Genomic DNA, 15,949 nt, shown 5'->3' on the forward strand with positions numbered 1-15,949 from the left:
TTTTATGCAGTGCTTACAGACTTATCTTTCTACTATACTATAGACGTTATTTCACCAGGAAAAGTTTCAAAAATAAATAAATCAGACATTTTAATTAAGACCAATCGATTATTTTGTTAATTACTCCAATTATATAGACATGAAAGCGGAGTAATTGCGTATAGTTATCGTTATAGATAGGAACGAAAAAGTAGGAAGAGTAACTTGTCCATAAAAAAAAGAACTCAATTTGTCAGAATTTATTGTCAACTCTCTTGTCTAGTTGCATAGGATAGAGTAAGCATCTCTTTTAGTTATTGTTTTATTAGAATAACTAAAAAGGGCAGTCTCAAAAGTATTATATGTAGAGACGTTGAAGGTTGTGAATACAAATTTAATTGTGAAAAGTAGTGTAGAGAGAGAGTACAAAAATCAAGGAGGGGAATAAAAATGAAAAATAACAAAATCAACTATGCCGTCTCACAGGAGAATTGGTCCCTCCACCGTAAAGGATACCAAGATCAAAGAAGACATCAAGAAAAAGTCCAAGATGCAATTCGTAAAAACCTACCTGATTTAGTAAGTGAAGAAAATATTATTATGTCCAACGGTAGAGAGGTTATTAAGATACCTATCCGGTCGCTAGATGAATATAAAATTCGTTACAATTACGAAAAAAACAAACATGTCGGGCAAGGAAAAGGTGACAGTAAAGTAGGTGACGTTGTAGCAAGGGATCCTAATGCGGCTCGTCAACAAGGACCAGGAAAAGGCCAAGGTGCTGGAGACCAAGCAGGAGAGGACTATTATGAGGCTGAAGTTTCAATCATGGAAGTTCAAGAGATGTTGTTTAATGAATTAGAGCTACCAAACCTACAAAGAAAAGAACAAGATGAAATTATTGTTGAAGAGATCGAATTTAACGATATTCGAAGAAAAGGGTTAATGGGAAATATCGATAAACGAAGAACCATTCTTTCTGCAATAAAAAGAAATGCATTAGAAGGAAGACCTGGAATTGTTCCGATTTATAATGACGACTTGCGTTTTAAAACATGGAGTGAAAAAGTAAAGCCAGAATCAAAAGCTGTTGTTTTAGCAATGATGGATACTAGTGGAAGTATGGGCCGATGGGAAAAGTATATGGCTCGAAGCTTTTTCTTCTGGATGACTCGCTTCCTAAGAACAAAGTACGAAACCGTTGATATTGAGTTTATTGCACATCATACAGAGGCTAAAGTTGTTTCTGAAGAGGACTTTTTCTCAAAAGGAGAAAGTGGTGGAACCATTTGTTCGTCAGCTTATCGGAAAGCATTAGAACTTGTAGATGGCAAGTATGATCCAAAGCGTTACAATATTTACCCATTTCATTTCTCGGATGGTGATAACTTAACATCAGATAATGCTCGCTGCTTAAAGTTAGTGAATGAGTTAATGGGTGTATCAAGTATGTTTGGATATGGTGAAGTAAACCAATACAGTCGTCACTCAACTTTAATGTCCGCGTATAAGAATATTAAGGATGAACGTTTCCGTCATTATATTTTGAAGGAAAAAGCAGACGTATTTCATGCAATGAAGAGTTTCTTTAGGAAAGAAGAAACGGGGATAATGGCATAGATTATTAGTAGTTTAAGGCTATTTGTTTCATATTGGAGCAGCTAGCCTTCTTCTTTGTTTTGCTTTTTAAGAAAGATCATTTATAATAAAGGAATAATAAAGGAAACTTTCCTTTAATATAAAACAAGTAATAAATGGGTTCAATTGAACTATGAACTTAGCATTTAGTTATCTTAGATACAAGGTTATGCCTGTCTTATTTTATGAGTACATAAATTGATTTCAACAAGGAGAAGGTGCAATGAGACCAATATTAAAAGGTAAAGGTGAGAAGATAGCAGAAGAAATTATTGAATTAAGGCGCCAATTTCATCAGCATCCAGAATTAAGTGGTGAAGAATTTGATACGTCAAAAAAAATACAACAAAAGCTAAGTGAATATAAGATTTCCTTTACAACTGGTTATGCCAAAACTGGAGTTCTAGGTGTCATTGAAGGCGGCCGGCCTGGTAAGACAGTAGCACTACGAGCTGATATGGACGCTTTGCCAATTACTGAGGAAACTAACCTTTCGTATGAATCAAAAGTAGTTGGGAAAATGCATGCTTGTGGACACGACGCCCATGTTTCAATGCTTCTAGGGGCGGCTCGTATTTTAAATGAGACAAAAAATAAACTTCCAGGGAAAGTACTACTTGTATTTCAACCAGCAGAAGAAATAACACCAATTGGTGGAGCGGAACCAATGATGGAAGATCGAGTATTTGCTGAACATACTCCTGATGTTATTTTTGCTCAACATGTATGGCCTGATTTACCAGTCGGACAAATTGGTGTCCGTCCTGGACCGATGATGGGAGCTTCAGACCGGTTTAAAGTGGAAATCGAAGGATCAGGGGGCCATGCTAGTATGCCGCATCAAGCTGTAGATGCAATTATTGTGGCTAATACTGTCATTTCTAATTTACAAACCATTGTAAGCCGCAATGTTAACCCTGTAGATGCAACAGTATTAACAATTGGAAAAATCGAAGGTGGATACCGATATAATGTAGTTGCTGACAAGGTTACTTTTGAGGGAACGGTCCGTACATTTAAAAATGAAACAAAACAGATGGTTAAGGAGCGGTTTTTCTCAATTGTTCAAGGTGTTTCACAATCGATGGGAGCAAAAGCAAAGATTGAATACTTTGATGGGTACCCTGCAACTATAAATGATGAAAAATGGGCGCACCGTGTAATGCGTACTTCTCATGAATTGTTAGGAGCACAGTCCACACCTTTAGTAGAGCCTTGTTTAGGTGGAGAAGATTTCAGTCGATTTTTATTGAAATATCCTGGAGCGTATTTTTGGTTAGGATCAGCAATTCCTGGATTAGAAAAGCAAAAACCGCTTCATGATCCTAAATTTACGCTGAATGAGAAGGCGATACCAGTTGGAATTGAGTTGATGGCACAAGTTGTTGTTGACACACTTTTCCAGTTGCGAGATGAAGAAATAAGTGAGAATTCAAATTTATTAAAAAAAGTCGTAAATCATATTTAGATATCGTTTAGATGTCTAATAAGAGCAGGTGAAAACAGAAAATGAAAGTTCGGATTGCAATTGTTGGTCCTGAAGATTCTGTACAGCAAATCTTGTACTATGCAGAAGAATTTTCGAGGAATGAGAACATGGAGCTAGTCCCCTTTTCTTATGAAAAAACAGAAGAGACAGAGCAAATTATTCAAGCTAATAATGGGAGAATTGATCAATGGCTGTTTTCTGGACAAGCTCCGTATTATTTTGCGTTAAATAAGAAGTTAATTAACGCTGAAGTAGCAACATATTTGACTCTACATGGATCAAGTTTATTAGGAACATTCCTAGAAATCTTACTTCAGGAAAAAAATACGGTCAAAGAGTTAAGTTTAGATACGATCCAACATGAAGCTGTCATGCAATTACAAGAAGCGCATTCGTTAAATTCACTAAATATCTACACATATTCTTATTTGGGATACGAGCCAGCAGAAGAAATTATTAAATTTCATCAACATCTATATGAACAAGGAAAAACTAAGGTGGCTGTAACCTGTATTAAGGAAGTACATATCCAATTAAAAAAATTAGGTATTCCTTGTTATCGAGTAATCCCTTCAGAAGCAGCCGTTAAAAGAGAACTGACATTATTAAAAGAACGAGGGCAGTCAAGTTGGTACCGACAATCACAGATTGCCATTTTAGGTATTGAGGTTATCCATTCTGATACGAGCTTAGAGGAACATTATTATTCTTATGAAATGAAGCATAAAGAACTAGATTTAAAGCATGTTTTATTACATCATGCAAAAAAAGTACAAGGATCCTTTGTACAAATTGGTGACGGTCTCTTTTTTGTGTACACAACTAGAGGAGAAGTAGATATCCGTTTTAACGACAGCACACGCTTCTCATTGTTAGATGATGTATTTTTACAAAGTAAACTTCATATTAGAGTAGGAATTGGTTATGGATTAACTGCTTATCATGCAGAACAGAATGTCCGAAGTGCATTAAGGCATGCCAGGGAATATAATGAACCGATTATCGTAAGTGTGAACGAAAAAAAGGAAGTTCATGAATATTTTAAAAATGACGAAACCGAAATGATTTCCTACGTAGAAAGAAAATGGGGGGAAGAGTGGGAGGATAAGTTTAAAGAAGCACAACTGAACCCAAAAGTCGTTTCAAAAATCGAAGCCATTTCAGAACGCTATAAGACGAAAAGTGTTACAGCTAGTGAAGTGGCACAATGGCTAAACCGGACAGAAAGAAATGCACGTCGTATACTCACAGAACTAGAAAAATTAGGTCTAGCTACTATTGTTAGAGAAGAGCAAATAGGGAGTCGGGGACGTCCGAGAAAAGTATATAAGCTGCTTTTCCAATAAATTGCGTTGTCTTAATCCCATTAATTGTATAAACTTAATAAGTAAGGTGTATTACTCCCCGTCACAATAGAAAATTATGCAACGGGGATTTTAAATGTTCAGCATATGGAGGTAGTGCAATGGACTTGAGGAATTTTTTTGAATTTTCTGTAGAGAGAAGTCGTAATCGTGTTGCTGTAATTGATAGTAACCGCAAGTTAACCTACGATGAACTAAATGGAAAAGTAGATAGACTAGCAGCTTCACTCCAAAAACTTGGATTAGGAAAGCAAGATCGTGTTATGGCGCTCTTAAAAAATAGAGTAGAAGCGGTCATATTATTTTGGGCTGTTCAAAAGCTTGGTGCGATATTTACTCCGATTAATTTCAGGCTTTCACATGAGGATATCATGTACTGTATTCAAGATGTTGAACCAAAGTTTGTTGTTTTTGAAGATGCTAGTGAACATTTAATTATGAAGCATATCTTTAAAGAGCGTCCTATTTTTATTAGTATAAAGGAAAATAATCTTCTTGCTGATATGAGCTTCAAAGAATTAGAAGAACATAGTTTGACATCTTATGATCGTGTGAGTATTCAAGACCAAGATATATCCATTATTTACTATACATCTGGAACAACAGGAGTTCCAAAAGGAGTTCCTCGTACCCATAAAAACGAATATGCTTCGGCAATGGCTCATATTGTTCAATGTGGTTATAAACGTTTTGATACAACGTTAGGAGTTTTTCCTTTATATCATGTAATTGGCTTACGTTCATTGCAGGCAATAACTGCCCTAAACGGAACCTATTATGCCCTAGCTGATTTTGATAGTCTTGAGTCTTTACAGATTATCGAAAATGAAAAAGTTAATTGTCTTTTTCAAACCCCAACGATGTACCATGACATGGTTTCACATCCATATGCAGATGAAGTGGACTTCTCTTCATTACATACTTTGGTTTACTCGGGTGCTTCAATGTCAAAAGAATTAATGAATAAATGTGATGAGTTAATGAACCCTGAACGTATTGTAAACCAATACGGAAGTACAGAAATTTATACATTTACATATTCTGCTGACGTTAGGAGAAAACCTGGGACCGCAGGAAAGCCAGGTATTCATCAACATATAAAGCTCGTTTCACCAAATTATGAAAAGGAAGTCTCATCCTCTCCAAAAGTAGTTCCAATTGGTGAGATAGGTGAAATCATCGTAAACATGAAATCACCAGAAGCGTTTAAGGGGTATTGGAACAGGCCAGATATAACGAAGCAGTTTATCTATGAAGGTTGGTATTACACAGGTGATCTCGGGTTTGTTGATGAGGAAGGAGATCTTAATATAGTTGGGCGTGTCGACGATATGATTATATCAGGGGGAGAAAAAATCTATCCAGAATTGGTTGAAAAAGTGTTAATAGAGCACCAAAAAGTTAGTGAAGCTATTATTATTGGTGAAGAAGATGAACGATGGGGCCAAATAGTTGTAGCCTATATCGTCCCGAGCGACCGTTCAATCAGCTTTCAAGAGTTAGATCGGTTTTGTAAATATCACGATCAGCTATCCAGTTACCAACGACCAAGGAAATATGTTTTTCTCGATTGTATCCCTAAAAGTCCAACAGGAAAGATATTAAGAAAGAAACTAAAGGACAACATCATTAGTCCTTAAGTATGTGCTCATAAAGTATTAAACGGCTTACGTTATATTGCTTCTTAGTGAAGATATTGTGACCTAAAAAAGGGAGGGAGATGCATATGGCGGATATTTTAATAGTTGATGATATAGAAAGTAACCAAGTGATCAAGTCACTTTTAGAAGAAACTCCGTATCACTATTTCTCAATTCGATCAGCAGAAACGGCTAATAAAGCGATGCAAATGGTAAAACAAAAAGAACCGTCTGTATTGTTTCTAGATGTATCTCTACCTGATGGAGATGGAATTGAATTTGGCCAAAAGGTATTAGAAATGTATCCAAATGTGCCAGTAGTTGTACTGACTCATCTACAAATGTTTGATACTGTACAAAGATGTATTAACGCAGGGTTTTCTGGTTATTTATTAAAACCTGTTGTTAAGAGTGAATTATTGTCTACCTTCAGCCGCATTGTTTCCCAAAATTCAGCCAGAGAAAGTGTACACGAATTACAACGAAAAAGTGGTGCGAACGATAGTTTTGAAACGGATCTTGCTAACCCTATAGAAACAGCAAAGAAATTTATCCAATTGAACTTTTACGAATCCATTACTCTAAAAGAAGTTTCAAACCTTGTTTATTTAAGTCCGTCTCACTTCAGTCGTATGTTTAAAGAAGAGACAGGTTATAACTATGTTGAATATTTAATGAGATATCGAGTTGATCGTTCTAAAAATCAATTAAAGATGACTATGTTACCTATTGAAGTTATTGCTTGTAATCATGGGTTTTCAAGTGCAGCTTATTTTTCAACTACCTTTAAAAAATTAGAAGGCGTTACTCCTAGTGAGTATCGGAGTTTATTTTCAAGATTAAATGTCCAAAGCAAATGAGCAAAAATTTTAAAGAGAATATCCAAAAAATTTAAAACAGCTATAACCTAAATTTTCATAAAATTAAAATAATAGAGAAGATTAAATACTAAAAAGTCTCTTTCTAACTTAAGCGAATGTTTTCTAGTATTTTGAAAGCGTTTTACTTAAGAGAAGACTAAAAAAGAAGAGTGGGGGAACAGTATGCCGATTTATGAAAGAAAAGAAGGACAGGAACAGCCGTATTGGCCAGTAGGACCATTTAAAGTAAGGTTACCTTTTGTCCATTACAGATGGGAAAAAGCAGAGTTTATTCAAGCACTAATCATGTTTGTTGTTAGTTTAGGGATGATCCCGTTACTAACAGAGTATTTAGGCCTTCCTTATCAAGTAGCGTTAGCTTATATCGTTATTGGAGGCATTGGATTTATGCTTCCTACACTTTTAGGGGTAGCAATGGTACCTGGTTGGATTACACCAGCTATTCCAGTTGTATTACTCTTCTTAGGGAATTTTGAGCCTGGCCCACAAGCTATTCAAGCCCTATTTGCTTTACAATTCATAGTATTTGCGATCTTTTTTATCATGGGAATTACAAAATTAGGAGGAAGGTTAGTAGAACTTGTTCCTAATTCATTAAAAGCTGGTATTTTAATTGGGGCAGGACTTGCTGCACTAATGGGTGAAATTCAACACGGCGGCCGATTAATGAATACTCCAATTTCTTTAATTATCGGAAGTTTAGTTGCTTTTTATATTTTATTCTCTTTATCTTTTAAACATTTAGTAGAGAAGAACAAACTTGCTAAATCGATTGCTGACTATGGTCTGGTTCCAGCAATGGTCATTGCGATGGTTATTGGTTGGATGGTAAGTGAGTACCCGTTAGCCAATGTAGAGTGGGGAATTACGAAGCCTGACTTTGTTGGAATGTGGAGTTATCTCCCATTTGCAGTTGGTTTTCCTGGATATGAAATATTTTTAATGGCTGTGCCTACAGCGATTATTGCCTATATTATTGCCTTTGGTGACATTATTGTCGGTAAGACACTTTTACAACGTGCTGATGCTAAACGTAAGGATGAACTGATTGATACGAACGTAAACCGTGTTCACCTTGTTACATCAATCCGTAACTTAATTCATGCATTCTTTGCTCCATACCCAGGGTTAGCTGGACCATTATGGACACCTGTTCAAGCGACATTAGTAGAACGTTATATGCATGGACGCAAAGCAATGGATTCTATTCATAGTGGAATGGGAACGTTCTGGATTGCAGGGTTTATTGCATTATTTATTCTACCGCTAGTCAGCTTATTTCAACCAGTATTGCCAATCGCTCTATCATTAACATTAATAATTACTGCTTACGTATGTATCAGTGTTGGTGTTGAACAAGTTCATACAACAACAGAACGTGGGGTAGCAGGGATCATGGCTGTTGTTCTAGCAGTACACGGTGCAACATACGGATTAATTGCAGGGGTTATTTTATACTTCTTAATTGAAAAAACGAGCTTGTTTAAGGCAAAAACGAACAAAGATGACGAGGGCGAAAAGGAAGAAAAAGCTAGTTAAGCTATGAAAAAACAGTTATGGGTAGGAGGAGATTCGAGATGAATTTTAACAAAGAATATGCAGCAAAGCTTAAAACGCCAGTAGAAGCCGTACAATTTATAGAACCTAATACCGATATCATACTACCAGTAATGGCTGGAGAGCCTCCAGCTTTACTTAAAGCTCTTCCTAAACATAACGAGTTAAGTGGAAACCGTCTTTATAGGATGCTACCTGTTTATCCCACTTTGGATATTAGAGAAGACAGGGTTAAACAAGTATCATTGTTTTTAGGTGGATTTGACCGAGCTGATTTTCATGATGGAAAGGTAGATTTATTGCCTAACCATTTTTCCGATATCCCATCCTTATTAAAACAAGTAACAAAAGAACGCGTAGTCATGGCAGTCGTTTCACCAATGGATGATGAAGGATATTTTTCACTCGGAGTAAGTCCTGCTTATACGTCTGCTTTGATTGCTGATGCTAAACAGATTATTCTTGAAGTAAATGAATGTATGCCAAGAACATACGGAGAACAAAATAAAGTTCATATTAGTCAAGTGACCGCACTAATTGAAAATCATAAAGAGCTTCCAGCTGCACCTAATCCTGTACTCACGGAGAAGGATGAAAAGATAGGGAAAACAATTGCGGGAATTATTAATGACGGTGATACGCTTCAGATTGGATTTGGTGCGATGCCTAATGCCGTTATGGAATTTTTAACTGACCATCGAGATTTAGGCGTATACACTGAGATGCTTCCTGATAAGATAGTTGACCTTTATGAAGCGGGAGCAATTTCAAATGAAAGAAAGTCATTATATAAAGGGAAGACGACAATGACTTTCGCTTTTGGAACAAAAAGACTTTATGACTTTATGCATGAAAATGAAGACCTTTTTATGCTCCCTTGCGAGAAATCCAATGATTTGTGCACTATAGCAAAAATCGATAACCTCGTTTCAATCAATGCAACAGTTGAAGTAGACTTTTTAGGACAATGCAACTCAGAAACGGTAAAAGGAAAGTACTACTCATCATCAGGGGGGCAAGCTGACTTTGCTAAAGGCGCCAGGTTAGCAAAGAACGGACGAGGAATTATCTGCTTGTATTCTACGGCAAAGAATGACACCATTTCAAAGATTGTACCTACTTTGCCACAGGGTGCTGTTACGACTACATCGAAAAATGATGTAGATCTCATTGTAACAGAATACGGTGTTGCGGAGTTAAAAGGTAAGACAGTTCGTGAACGAACTGAAGCATTAATAAACATCGCGCACCCGAAGTTCCGTGAAGAGCTAGAATATGAAGCAAGAAAATTAGGTTTTTTACCTAGTCGAAATATTTTTGTGTAAAACAATTAATTCAAAAGACAAAGAAAAAAGATGCCACAACAGATAATTTTATGGCATCTTTTTTTTGTGGAATGAAGAGCCAGGTTTCTAAGTTGTTTATAAAATTCTATTTGTTAAATATGATTATAAATAAACACTTTGTCGCTCTTTACCTACGAAGTAAACCCATTCTTTAAAGCCAATTTCCTTTAAACGTTGCTTTACGATACTAAGTTCATCCCCGACTCGGTCTGGTACGTGTGCATCAGATCCGAAAGTGACTGAAACGCCATAGTAAAGGGCTCGTTCTAATATTTCATCAGAAGGATACCATCCCCCTGCATCTTTCGTTTTTCCCGATGTGTTAATTTCAATAGCTAGATCAGCTGCTGCTAGTATAGGTAAGGTTTTTTCAATAGCTTCAGTTTCTATTTTTGAAAACTCAGGATAAAAGGCTTTCATTGCATCAATATGACCGAGTACTTGAAACATACCACTGCATGCAGATTGCTCAATGAGGTGGTAATATTCTTCTTTCGTATTCTTTTTTTGCTCATTAGTAAGTTCTTCAAACCGTCCTTTCTTAAAGATACTAATGTTTTCCACAAAATGAACTGAACCGATAATATAATCAAATGGGTATTTTTGTAATTCCTTTTGATAATGCTCCATTTGTCCAGGGAAGAAATCGCATTCAATTCCTAATAGTACTTGAATTTGATCCTTGTATTTTTCTTTTAGTAATAGTACCTCTTCTACATAGTTTGGAAACTCGCTTTTAGCCATTGTAATTCTAGGGCTTGGGTGATCTTCACTTTTATGAAAATACGGAGCATGATCTGCGATGCCTATCACATCTAAGCCGTTCTCAATAGCAGCTTTAATATAAGCTTCAATATTTCCTTCTGCATGGCCACAACGTTCATGATGAGTATGTAAGTCGAATGTACTCGTGGAATGATTATTTTTCATTAAAGTTAATACACCTCGCAATAAATTTTATTTTTCCTATTGTTGGTCGAACAAGCTCACCTGTATTTTTCCCTCCCTTTCATTTTAATACAAAAATTTCCATTTATACTAAAAGCAAAAGAATTTAAATAAAAGCTTGTGTTAAGGAGTTGAATTCACCCAAGGAGACGAAAATGAGTAAAGAGTAAAGAGTAAAGGACGGCTTGTCGTATATGGAAAGTTAGTAAAAAGATAAAGGCAGACGCATACATTATGCAGTCTGCCTATCTTTTATTAGCTAGCTGTTTTCTTTGGAAACAACTTTTCATTTTTCGGTGGTTTATTTGATGAACTTTCGCTTAATTCTTGGTTAAGTGCTTTGACTAAGCCGTAACACATGACTAAGACGATAAAGGTTAACGGAAGAGCACTAACAATAATTGCGGTTTGTAATCCTGCCAATCCGCCAGAGGCCATAAGTACAAGTGTGGCTGCAACTAATATAATCCCCCAAGTTACTTTCACGCGGCTAGAAGGATTTAATTTTCCTCCTGTTGTCAGCATCCCTAAAACGAAGGTTGCTGAATCTGCTGATGTAACGAAGAAGGTTGTAATTAACGCTACTGTTAAAATCGAAAGTAAAATTCCAAACGGCAGTTGTTGATATACATAAAATAAAGCTGTTTCAAGACCTTGACCAGAAACATTTAATCCTTGTATTAATTCTAAATAAATTCCTGTTCCACCAAAGACAGTAAACCATAGAGCACATACGAGTGATGGAACTAGAAGAACAGCTACTGTAAACTCACGAATGGTACGCCCCTTCGATACACGAGCAATGAACATCCCGACAAACGGTGTCCAAGAAATCCACCAAGCCCAATAGAAAATTGTCCAACCTTGAGTCCAAGCTGCTTCATTGGACTCAAAAGGAGAAATTCGTAATCCCATTAGAGCTACATTCTGTATATACGTACCTAAGCTTGTAGTAAACATATTGAGTAAAAATAAAGTAGGACCTAGAATTAACATGGCAACCAATAATAAGGTGGCAATTGTCATATTTGTGTTACTTAAATATTTAATTCCACGTGAAATGCCTGTGTTTGCTGAGATGATGAAAAGAATAGTGATGATCGCCATGATCACCATCTGAACCATAAAGTTGTTTGGAATACCAATGAGATATTCTAATCCAGCATTGATTTGTTGTGAGCCTAATCCAAGTGATGCTGCTACACCAAATAATGTGGCAAATACGGCTACTACATCAACCGTACGCCCGATTGGACCTTTCACCTTTTCACCAAGCACAGGGTAAAGTGTTGCACTCATTAATCCAGGAGCACCTTTGTTAAACTTTTGATAAGCAAGAGCTAATGCAACAATGGCATAAATAGCCCACGCGTGTAAGCCCCAGTGAAGCCACGTATAACGCATACCTAACATGGCAGATTGTTCTGTGCTTCCGTCTCCTAGTGGAGGAGTTGCAAAGTGAGCAACTGGTTCTGAAACACCATAAAATAAAAGACCAATCCCCATTCCAGCCGAAAACAACATCGCAAACCAAGTGGGTCGACTGTATTCCGGTTTTGCATCTTGTTTTCCAAGTTTAATTTTTCCGTACTTACTAAAGATCATAAAAATAGCAAAGCCGAGGAAGAACGTTGCAACTAGTTGATAAAACCAGCCAAACGACTCGAGTACAAAGCTTTGTGCTACTCCCATTGCAGCACTTAATTGGTTAGGAATAAGCACCCCTATTAAAACAAATACGGCAGCTATCCCTACTGAAATTTTAAAAATTGACCTATCACTACTGTCCAAATTCATACACTTCCTTTTCTTTCTAAGTTGTCTTTTTCAAGCACATTACCACACATTACTAGTAAACCATATTCTAGTAAATTAATAAAAAAGGATACACTGGAGTATTTTTAGAAAATTACTTATTAACAAGAGAAGCATCTGATTATCTTTTATTCATAAAGAAATACTACAAAATAAGACGTAATTCTCCATGATGCTACAAATATTCGAAAATAAGAGGTGTTAAGTACCTTGAAATTCGTAGATTTGAAATTTTGTGAGTGAAAGATGCCAGGGATATGATAAACTATAATTTGGGTAATCATAAGATATTAAGATTGATTTCCTTGAATTTCTACTAACGGCTAGGAGGAGTAAAAATGGAGAAAGTATTTGTCTTTGGACATAAGAATCCAGACACTGATTCAATTTGTTCTGCTATTGTTTACGCTAACTTAAAAAATAAACTTGGAATGAACGCCGAGCCTATTCGTTTAGGTCAACTTAATGGGGAAACACAATATGTGTTAGACCATTTTCAAGTAGCGGTCCCTCGTTTAGTGGAAAAAGTTTCAGAAGAAGTTAAAAGTGTTATCTTAGTGGACCATAATGAGCGTCAACAAAGTGCAAACGATATTGATGAAGTTCGCGTGTTAGAAGTAATTGATCATCACCGAATTGCTAATTTTGAAACAAGTGATCCTTTATACTATCGTGCAGAGCCAGTTGGTTGTACAACGACTATTTTAAACAAATTACATAAAGAGCATGGTGTAGAAGTAACGAAAGAGATGGCAGGATTAATGCTATCAGCGATTATTTCAGATACATTATTATTAAAATCACCAACTTGCACAGACCAAGATGTTGCGGCAGCTCGTGAATTAGCACAAATTGCTGGAGTAGACTTGGAGAACTACGGTTTAGAAATGTTAAAAGCTGGTGCAGATTTAAGTACAAAAACAATTGCTGAGCTTATTTCCCTTGATGCAAAAGAATTCGAAATGGGTTCAAAAAAAGTAGAAATTGCTCAAGTAAATGTAGTTGATACAAACGATGTACTAGGTCGTCAAGATGAACTAGAAGCTGCTTTAGCAAAGGTTGTTGCTGATAAAGAATTAGATTTATTTTTATTTGTTGTGACAGACATCCTAAATAATGACTCAATTGGAGTAGCAATTGGTAAGGCTACAGCTGCTGTTGAGCAAGCATTCGATGTAAAATTATCAAACAACACAGCAACTCTAAAAGGCGTTGTTTCACGTAAAAAGCAAATCGTTCCAGTCCTTACAACAACTTTAAGTAAAATTGAAGTATAATTTTTAGCACATCTATAAAAGGTGACTCTGTCCATAGAGTCATCTTTTTTTATTGAGGGTGTATGCTGCGTGTGGTGGGTTATGAAAACACTAAATTTAAACAATAATTTAAATTTTCAGAAGGATTTACACAAGTAAAAAGAGAAAGGAAAATAGTATTACTCAAAGTTAGGAGGAAAGAAATGCAGTCTAAGCTTATTTTTCCACAGTTAAGTTATGTAGGGTTGGGCGTTATTGAAAATCTTTATAATGAAGTTGAAAAGCTTGGTGTAAATAAAATAATAGTTGTTACAGAAAAAAACTTAGTTGACCTAGGTATTTGTTCGCAAGCATTAAAGTCGATACCTTCAACATATGACATCGAAATCTATACAGAGGTTGTTCCAGAGCCGCCTCTACAAACAGCAGAAAAATTAGTTAAATATATAAAAGATCAAAAATTTGATTTAGTGATTGGTATTGGCGGCGGAAGTGCGCTTGATTTGGCTAAATTGGGGGCTGTATTAGCAGCGAATGAAGGTCAAGTTAAGGAATATTTGAATTTAACAGGAACAAAGCAAATTAAGCAAAAAGGTTTACCGAAAATCATGATACCAACAACATCAGGAACTGGCTCTGAAGTTACTGATATAGCGGTTTTATCTTTAGAGGGAACAAAAGATGTTGTCACTCATCCGTATTTAATATCAGACGTTGCAATAGTAGACCCAGTGTTGACAATGTCCGCGCCACCCAAAATAACAGCAGCTACGGGAATTGATGCATTAACGCACGCAGTTGAAGCTTATATTTCGGTTAATTCTAACGATGTTACAGATGGAATTGCTGTGAAGGCAATTGAACTTATAGGTATGTCTTTAGAAACTGCGTTTTCAGATGGAAGTAATGAAAAAGCAAGGGAACAAATGAGTACGGCAAGTTATATGGCAGGGTTAGCATTTTATAATGCGGGAGTTGGCGGGGTTCATGCATTGGCTTATCCACTCGGGAACCGATTTAAGCTACCGCACGGAGAGTCCAATGCCGTGTTGCTACCTTACGTAATAAATTATATCCAAAAAGGGTGTCTAGAAAAATTAGCTGACGTCTTCTTGAAATTAAATAGAGAGGTACAAGTAAAGTCCTCTCCAGAAGAACTGGCAAAAGGATGTGTACAAACTCTATTCAAATTAAATCAAAAATTGCAACTTCCAACGAGTTTAAAAGAATATGGAATCGAAGAACAGCATCTTGAGATGTTAACTGAAGATGCTATAAAGCAAACGAGGCTGCTGGCACGAAGTCCTGTTCCTTTACATAGAGAGGACATTTACAAGATTTATTCAGCGGCATATGAAGGGAAATAATGTAATCGTATTAGACTAGATGAAAGAGGTGTTAAGATGTTTAGTAAAACCATTGAGCCGCGTGTCTCTGAAACAGATGGGGCTGGGCACATAAATAATACAACTATACCGATTTGGTTTGAATCAGGTAGAGATGAAATCTTTCGTTTATTTACACCAGATTTATCGTTTAATAATTGGCGTTGTGTCATTTTAAAGATAGAGGTTGAGTATACTAGCCAGATTTATTATGGACGTCCCGTTATTGTTCAAACATGGATCTCGAAAATTGGGAATACTAGTTTTGGAGTTTATGAGGAGATACAACAAGATGGAAAGGTTTGTGCTAAAGGCAACGCAACTTATGTAAATTTTAACTTTGAAACTCAAAAATCAGAACCTATTCCAGAAAACATTAAGAGCGCACTTGCTGATCATTTGTATGAGGATCATAAACAAGAGTAGCTTACGAAGTAAAATACATACAAAAAAACTCAAGAGAAAATCCCTAAAAAAACCAAAGGGAAAACTAACGGGTTTACTTGAGAGGTGCAAAACGGTAAAACACAGACAAATTCACACACTAAATCACATATCTTTCGCAACTAAAATTACAGTATAATTCGCATATTAAAAGGCACGAAGAACCGATTTTTCGTGCCTTTGTTTTCATGTTTTCTTACTTCACGA

12 protein-coding genes are annotated in these 15,949 nt (G+C 36.2%); 10 read left to right on the forward strand and 2 right to left on the reverse strand.

The features are described from left to right. Positions 1–429: 429 nt before the first annotated feature. The 7 genes from yhbH (at position 430) to GKP30_RS17595 (ending at position 9,873) form a co-directional block, all read left to right on the forward strand. Positions 430–1,599 carry a sporulation protein YhbH gene (yhbH, locus tag GKP30_RS17565; protein WP_216830771.1) on the forward strand — a complete coding sequence of 390 codons (1,170 nt, stop codon included), beginning with the start codon at positions 430–432 and terminating at the stop codon, positions 1,597–1,599. A gap of 241 nt (positions 1,600–1,840) precedes the next feature. Further along, a complete protein-coding gene (locus tag GKP30_RS17570; RefSeq protein ID WP_216830772.1) occupies positions 1,841–3,085 on the forward strand; it encodes a M20 metallopeptidase family protein in 1,245 nt (414 codons plus the stop codon). 41 nt (positions 3,086–3,126) lie between these two features. Further along, positions 3,127–4,452, forward strand: a complete 1,326-nt coding sequence (locus tag GKP30_RS17575; protein WP_216830773.1) for a helix-turn-helix domain-containing protein — start codon at positions 3,127–3,129, stop codon at positions 4,450–4,452. A gap of 119 nt (positions 4,453–4,571) precedes the next feature. Then, positions 4,572–6,110 carry a class I adenylate-forming enzyme family protein gene (locus tag GKP30_RS17580; protein ID WP_216830774.1) on the forward strand — a complete coding sequence of 513 codons (1,539 nt, stop codon included), beginning with the start codon at positions 4,572–4,574 and terminating at the stop codon, positions 6,108–6,110. 86 nt (positions 6,111–6,196) lie between these two features. Beyond that, positions 6,197–6,970, forward strand: a complete 774-nt coding sequence (locus GKP30_RS17585) for a helix-turn-helix transcriptional regulator (RefSeq protein ID WP_216830775.1) — start codon at positions 6,197–6,199, stop codon at positions 6,968–6,970. A 183-nt stretch (positions 6,971–7,153) separates the two neighbouring features. Continuing rightward, the gene (locus tag GKP30_RS17590; protein ID WP_216830776.1) at positions 7,154–8,530 is read left to right on the forward strand and encodes a solute carrier family 23 protein; all 1,377 of its coding nucleotides are present in this window, start codon (positions 7,154–7,156) and stop codon (positions 8,528–8,530) included. 38 nt (positions 8,531–8,568) lie between these two features. Then, positions 8,569–9,873, forward strand: a complete 1,305-nt coding sequence (locus GKP30_RS17595; RefSeq protein ID WP_216830777.1) for an acetyl-CoA hydrolase/transferase family protein — start codon at positions 8,569–8,571, stop codon at positions 9,871–9,873. Between the two features lie 123 nt (positions 9,874–9,996). On the opposite strand, the gene GKP30_RS17600 is transcribed toward GKP30_RS17595, so the two are convergent. Together GKP30_RS17600 and GKP30_RS17605 are read right to left on the reverse strand one after the other, a co-directional pair. Further along, positions 9,997–10,824, reverse strand: a complete 828-nt coding sequence (locus GKP30_RS17600) for a histidinol-phosphatase (protein WP_216830778.1) — start codon at positions 10,822–10,824, stop codon at positions 9,997–9,999. A gap of 273 nt (positions 10,825–11,097) precedes the next feature. Next, the gene (locus GKP30_RS17605) at positions 11,098–12,633 is read right to left on the reverse strand and encodes a glycine betaine uptake BCCT transporter (RefSeq protein ID WP_236035168.1); all 1,536 of its coding nucleotides are present in this window, start codon (positions 12,631–12,633) and stop codon (positions 11,098–11,100) included. A gap of 362 nt (positions 12,634–12,995) precedes the next feature. Here GKP30_RS17605 and GKP30_RS17610 point away from each other — a divergent pair, with 362 nt between their 5' ends. The 3 genes from GKP30_RS17610 (at position 12,996) to GKP30_RS17620 (ending at position 15,724) form a co-directional block, all read left to right on the forward strand. Beyond that, on the forward strand, positions 12,996–13,934 hold the full coding sequence (locus tag GKP30_RS17610) for a manganese-dependent inorganic pyrophosphatase (protein ID WP_216830780.1): 939 nt from the start codon (positions 12,996–12,998) through the stop codon (positions 13,932–13,934). A 182-nt stretch (positions 13,935–14,116) separates the two neighbouring features. Beyond that, positions 14,117–15,280, forward strand: coding sequence for an iron-containing alcohol dehydrogenase (locus GKP30_RS17615; protein ID WP_216830781.1), 1,164 nt, complete (start codon positions 14,117–14,119; stop codon positions 15,278–15,280). Between the two features lie 36 nt (positions 15,281–15,316). Next, the gene (locus GKP30_RS17620) at positions 15,317–15,724 is read left to right on the forward strand and encodes an acyl-CoA thioesterase (RefSeq protein ID WP_216830782.1); all 408 of its coding nucleotides are present in this window, start codon (positions 15,317–15,319) and stop codon (positions 15,722–15,724) included. Positions 15,725–15,949: the final 225 nt, after the last annotated feature.

It is taken from the genome of Alkalihalobacterium elongatum (genome assembly GCF_019024285.1).
GTDB classification, from domain to species: domain Bacteria; phylum Bacillota; class Bacilli; order Bacillales; family Bacillaceae_F; genus Alkalihalobacterium; species Alkalihalobacterium elongatum.

Excerpts from the sequence above, each read along its gene's own strand:
- yhbH (WP_216830771.1), top strand. The coding sequence starts at position 430 with ATGAAAAATAACAAAATCAACTATGCCGTCTCACAGGAGAATTGGTCC.
- GKP30_RS17570 (WP_216830772.1), top strand. The coding sequence starts at position 1,841 with ATGAGACCAATATTAAAAGGTAAAGGTGAGAAGATAGCAGAAGAAATT.
- GKP30_RS17575 (WP_216830773.1), top strand. The coding sequence starts at position 3,127 with ATGAAAGTTCGGATTGCAATTGTTGGTCCTGAAGATTCTGTACAGCAA.
- GKP30_RS17580 (WP_216830774.1), top strand. The coding sequence starts at position 4,572 with ATGGACTTGAGGAATTTTTTTGAATTTTCTGTAGAGAGAAGTCGTAAT.
- GKP30_RS17585 (WP_216830775.1), top strand. The coding sequence starts at position 6,197 with ATGGCGGATATTTTAATAGTTGATGATATAGAAAGTAACCAAGTGATC.
- GKP30_RS17590 (WP_216830776.1), top strand. The coding sequence starts at position 7,154 with ATGCCGATTTATGAAAGAAAAGAAGGACAGGAACAGCCGTATTGGCCA.
- GKP30_RS17595 (WP_216830777.1), top strand. The coding sequence starts at position 8,569 with ATGAATTTTAACAAAGAATATGCAGCAAAGCTTAAAACGCCAGTAGAA.
- GKP30_RS17600 (WP_216830778.1), bottom strand. The coding sequence starts at position 10,824 with ATGAAAAATAATCATTCCACGAGTACATTCGACTTACATACTCATCAT.
- GKP30_RS17610 (WP_216830780.1), top strand. The coding sequence starts at position 12,996 with ATGGAGAAAGTATTTGTCTTTGGACATAAGAATCCAGACACTGATTCA.
- GKP30_RS17615 (WP_216830781.1), top strand. The coding sequence starts at position 14,117 with ATGCAGTCTAAGCTTATTTTTCCACAGTTAAGTTATGTAGGGTTGGGC.
- GKP30_RS17620 (WP_216830782.1), top strand. The coding sequence starts at position 15,317 with ATGTTTAGTAAAACCATTGAGCCGCGTGTCTCTGAAACAGATGGGGCT.